The organism is Micrococcus sp. (assembly GCF_034179925.1).
Lineage (GTDB): Bacteria > Actinomycetota > Actinomycetes > Actinomycetales > Micrococcaceae > Micrococcus.
Genome location: NZ_JAXFPG010000021.1, coordinates 1 through 4,044, shown reverse-complemented (window position 1 = coordinate 4,044; position 4,044 = coordinate 1). Strand labels below are relative to the sequence as shown.

At 72.6% G+C, this 4,044-nt stretch carries 3 protein-coding genes; all 3 read left to right on the top strand.

Annotated elements, in window-relative coordinates; all coding sequences use genetic code 11:
* Positions 1 to 3 precede the first annotated feature (3 nt).
* The 3 genes from SPI96_RS04170 to hpaE are packed head-to-tail and all read left to right on the top strand — an operon-like array spanning position 4 to position 3,826.
* Positions 4 to 1,518, top strand: a complete 1,515-nt coding sequence (locus SPI96_RS04170; protein WP_321081112.1) for a fumarylacetoacetate hydrolase family protein — start codon at positions 4 to 6, stop codon at positions 1,516 to 1,518.
* Positions 1,515 to 2,291, top strand: coding sequence for a GntR family transcriptional regulator (locus SPI96_RS04165; protein ID WP_321081111.1), 777 nt, complete (start codon positions 1,515 to 1,517; stop codon positions 2,289 to 2,291). The genes SPI96_RS04170 and SPI96_RS04165 overlap by 4 nt, the downstream gene beginning before the upstream one ends.
* Positions 2,288 to 3,826 carry a 5-carboxymethyl-2-hydroxymuconate semialdehyde dehydrogenase gene (hpaE, locus tag SPI96_RS04160; RefSeq protein WP_321081110.1) on the top strand — a complete coding sequence of 513 codons (1,539 nt, stop codon included), beginning with the start codon at positions 2,288 to 2,290 and terminating at the stop codon, positions 3,824 to 3,826. Before SPI96_RS04165 ends, hpaE begins: the two co-directional genes overlap by 4 nt.
* Positions 3,827 to 4,044 lie beyond the last annotated feature (218 nt).

Here is a 4,044-nt window from a genome sequence, read left to right as displayed (position 1 = left end):
CCCGTGGCCCCCGGCAAGGTCATCGCGGTCCACCTGGCCTACGAGTCCCGGGCCGCCCAGCGGGGGCGTCGTCCCCAGGAGCCGTCGTACTTCCTGAAGCCCGCCAGCTCGCTGGCCGGCTCCGGAGGTGAGGCCGTGCGTCCCGCAGGCACCGAGCTGCTGGCCTTCGAGGGCGAGATCGCCCTGGTCATCGGCCGCACCGCCCGCCGCGTGACCCCCGAGGAGGGCTGGTCGCACGTCTCTGGCGTGACCGCCGCGAACGACTGGGGCCTGTACGACCTCCGCCACGCGGACAAGGGCTCCAACGTGAAGAACAAGTCCGGGGACGGCTACACCCCCCTCGGCCCGGCCGTCATCAGCAGCACCGGCCTGGACCCGGCCGCGCTGCGCGTGCGTACCTGGGTCAACGGCACTCTCGCCCAGGAGGACACCACCGCCGAGCTCGCCTTCCCCTTCGGGCAGCTCGTCGCCGACCTCTCCCAGCTCATGACACTCGAGCCCGGGGATGTGATCCTGACGGGCACCCCGGCGGGCTCCTCCGTGGCCCAGCCGGACGACGTCGTCGAAGTGGAAGTGGACGCCCCCGGCGCCCCGGGCGCCCCGAGCACGGGCCGGCTCGTCACGCACGTGCGCGAATCCGCGCACCCGATGGCCCCCTACGGCGCCCAGCCCCGGGTGGACGACACCCAACGGGAGGAGGCGTGGGGGTCCCGTGAGGCCGCGGGCCTGCCTCCCCGCACCGACGACGACGGCACCCCCTCCCCCGTCGACGCCGACGGCCGCTACGTGCCCTCGGCCCCCACGCCGGACCGCACACTGCTCACGGATGAGCTGCGCGCGATGATCGAGCGGACCGCCGTCGCCACCCTCACAGCGCAGCTGCAGAAGCGCGGCATCCAGAACGCGACGATCGACGGCGTCCGCCCCCAGCACCCGGGCCGGCGCCTGCTCGGCTACGCCAAGACCCTGCGGTACGTGCCCCGGCGCGAAGACCTCGCCGAACGCTTCGGCGGCGGGTTCAACGCGCAGAAACGGGCCATGGACTCGGTGGAGCCGGACGACGTCGTGGTGATGGAGGCCCGCGGTGAGCACGGGGCCGGCACCCTCGGGGACATCCTGGCCCTACGCGCGCAAGTCCGGGGAGCGGCCGGGGTGGTCACCGACGGCGCCGTGCGGGACGCCGCGGCCGTCGCCGAGCTGGGCCTGCAGGTGTACGCCGGGGCCTGCCACCCGGCGGTGCTCGGACGCCGCCACCTCCCGTGGGAGGTCGGCGGCACCATCGCGTGCGGGGGCACCACGGTGCAGCCCGGGGACATCGTGATCGGTGACGACGACGGCGTGGTGGTGGTCCCGCCGGCGCTGCTCGTGGAGGTGGTCGAGGCCGCGCACGAACAGGAACTGCAGGACGCGTGGGTGCTCGAGCAGGTCCGGGCCGGGCGGCCGGTGGACGGGCTGTTCCCGCCGGACGCCGACCGCCGGGAGGAGTACCGGCGGTGGCGGAAGGAGCAGGACCGATGAGCGGGGCGGTGACCGGGGGCTCCAAGGCGGACCGTGCCTACGCGGCGATCCTGGAGGGCATCCGCGGGCAGCGGCACGCCCCCGGAGACCGGCTGGTGCTCGCGCAGATCGCCGCGGAACTGGAGATGTCCGTGGTGCCCGTGCGCGAGGCGATCCGCCGCCTGCAATCTGAGAGCCTCGTGCGGTACGAACGCAACATCGGAGCCACCGTGGTGGGCATCGACCCGGTGGAGTACCGGCTCACCATGGAGACCCTCGCCCTCGTGGAGGGCTACTCCACCGCCCAGTGCGCCCCCCACGTGACCGCCCAGGACCTCACCCGGGCCCGCACGGTGAACGACAGGATGCGCGCCCTCGTGGACGGCCGACGGGCATGGGACCCCCAGGCGTTCACCGAGCTCAACCACGAGTTCCACACCGTGCTGTTCGAACACCACCAGAACGAACACATCCTGGACCTCGTGCACCGCGGCTGGAACCGCCTGGCGGCCCTGCGCTCCTCCACGTTCTCCTTCGTGCCCGGCCGGGCCTCAGCCTCTGTGCAAGAGCACGAGGAGCTGCTGGGGCTGATCGAGGACGCCGCCCCGTTCGCCCGCATCGAGGCCGCCGCCCGCGCCCACCGGCTCAACACCCTGCACGCCTACCTGGACCACCAGGCCGACCGAGCCGAACCGGGCGACCGGGCCGAACCGGCCGACCGGGCCGACGTCGTCGCGCCAGCCCACCCCACCCCACCGACACCGCCACGCCCAGCTGAGGAGAGCACCCGATGACCGAGACCAGCCTCGAGTCCCGCACGCCCGCAGGCCTGCCGGAGAAGATCCGCCACTACATCGGCGGGAAGTTCGTCGACTCCCTCGACGGGGACGAATTCGACGTCCTCGACCCGGTGACCAACCGCCCCTACCTCCGCGCCGCCTCCGGCAAGAAGACGGACGTGGACCGCGCCGTCGCCGCCGCCAAGAAGGCCTTCGACCACGGCCCCTGGCCCCACATGCTCCCCCGCGAGCGCTCGCGGGTGCTGCACCGGATCGCCGACATCATGGAGAGCCGCGGCGACCAGCTCGCCGCCATGGAGTGCTTCGACACCGGCCTGCCGATCACGCAGGCCAAGGGCCAGGCCGCCCGTGCCGCCGAGAACTTCCGGTTCTTCGCGGACCTGATCGTCGCCCAGCACGACGACGCCTTCAAGGTGCCCGGCCGGCAGGTGAACTACGTGAACCGCAAGCCGATCGGCGTGGCCGGGCTGATCACCCCGTGGAACACGCCGTTCATGCTGGAGTCCTGGAAGCTGGCCCCGGCCCTGGCCACCGGCAACACCGTGGTGCTCAAGCCCGCCGAGTTCACCCCGCTCTCGGCATCCCTGTGGCCGGGCATCTTCGAGGAGGCCGGCCTGCCCACGGATGTGTTCACCATGGTCCACGGGTACGGCGAGGAGGGCTTCGCCGGGGACTCGCTGGTGAAGCACCCGGACGTGCCGTTGATCTCCTTCACGGGAGAATCCGGCACCGGGCAGCTGATCTTCGCCAACGCCGCCCCCCACCTGAAGGGGCTGTCCATGGAGCTGGGCGGCAAGTCCCCGGCCCTGGTGTTCGAGGACGCAGACCTGGACGCGGCGATCGACGCGACGATCTTCGGGGTGTTCTCCCTCAACGGCGAACGCTGCACCGCGGGCTCGCGGATCCTGGTGCAGCGGTCCGTGTACGACGAGTTCGTGGAGCGGTACGCCAGGCAGGCGGCCAACGTGCGCGTGGGTCTGCCCTCGGACCCAGCCACCGAGGTGGGGGCGATCGTGCACCCCGAGCACTTCGAGAAGGTCATGTCCTATGTGGAGATCGGCCGGTCCGAGGCGCGCCTGGTGGCCGGCGGTGGCCGCCCGGAGGGCTTCGAGGAGGGCAACTTCGTGCAGCCCACGGTGTTCGCGGACGTAGCCCCCGACGCGCGGATCTTCCAGGAGGAGATCTTCGGGCCGGTTGTGGCGATCACCCCGTTCGACACGGACGAGGAGGCCGTGGCGCTGGCCAACAACACGAAGTACGGGCTGGCCGCGTACATCTGGACCAACGACCTGCGGCGCGCCCACACCGTGGCGCAGAACGTGGAGGCCGGCATGGTGTGGCTGAACTCCAACAACGTGCGCGACCTGCGCACCCCGTTCGGCGGAGTGAAGGCCTCCGGCCTTGGCCATGAGGGCGGCTACCGCTCGATCGACTTCTACACCGACCAGCAGGCGGTGCACATCACCCTCGGCGAGGTGCACAACCCGGTGTTCGGCAAGCAGGAGCCGCCGGCCGACTCCGCCCGCTGAGGCAGTGGCCCGCCACCGCCGCGGCGCCCCGACATCCCACGACGCCGCCCGCTGAGGGGGTCGGAGCCCCGGCCCTCCTGGGCCCTCCTGCTCTCTGCGTTCCGGGGGCGAAAGGGGCCGGACATCCACCTGGGTTCCGGCCCCGTTCGCCCCCGGAGCGGGGGGGGGGGCTGGGCGGGGCCGGGGGCACGCGGGGGGCGGGGGGGGGGGGCGTCGCA

What these genes read in the sequence shown, in the direction of transcription:
- SPI96_RS04165 (WP_321081111.1), top strand. Translation starts at nt 1,515, where the DNA reads ATGAGCGGGGCGGTGACCGGGGGCTCCAAGGCGGACCGTGCCTACGCG.
- hpaE (WP_321081110.1), top strand. Translation starts at nt 2,288, where the DNA reads ATGACCGAGACCAGCCTCGAGTCCCGCACGCCCGCAGGCCTGCCGGAG.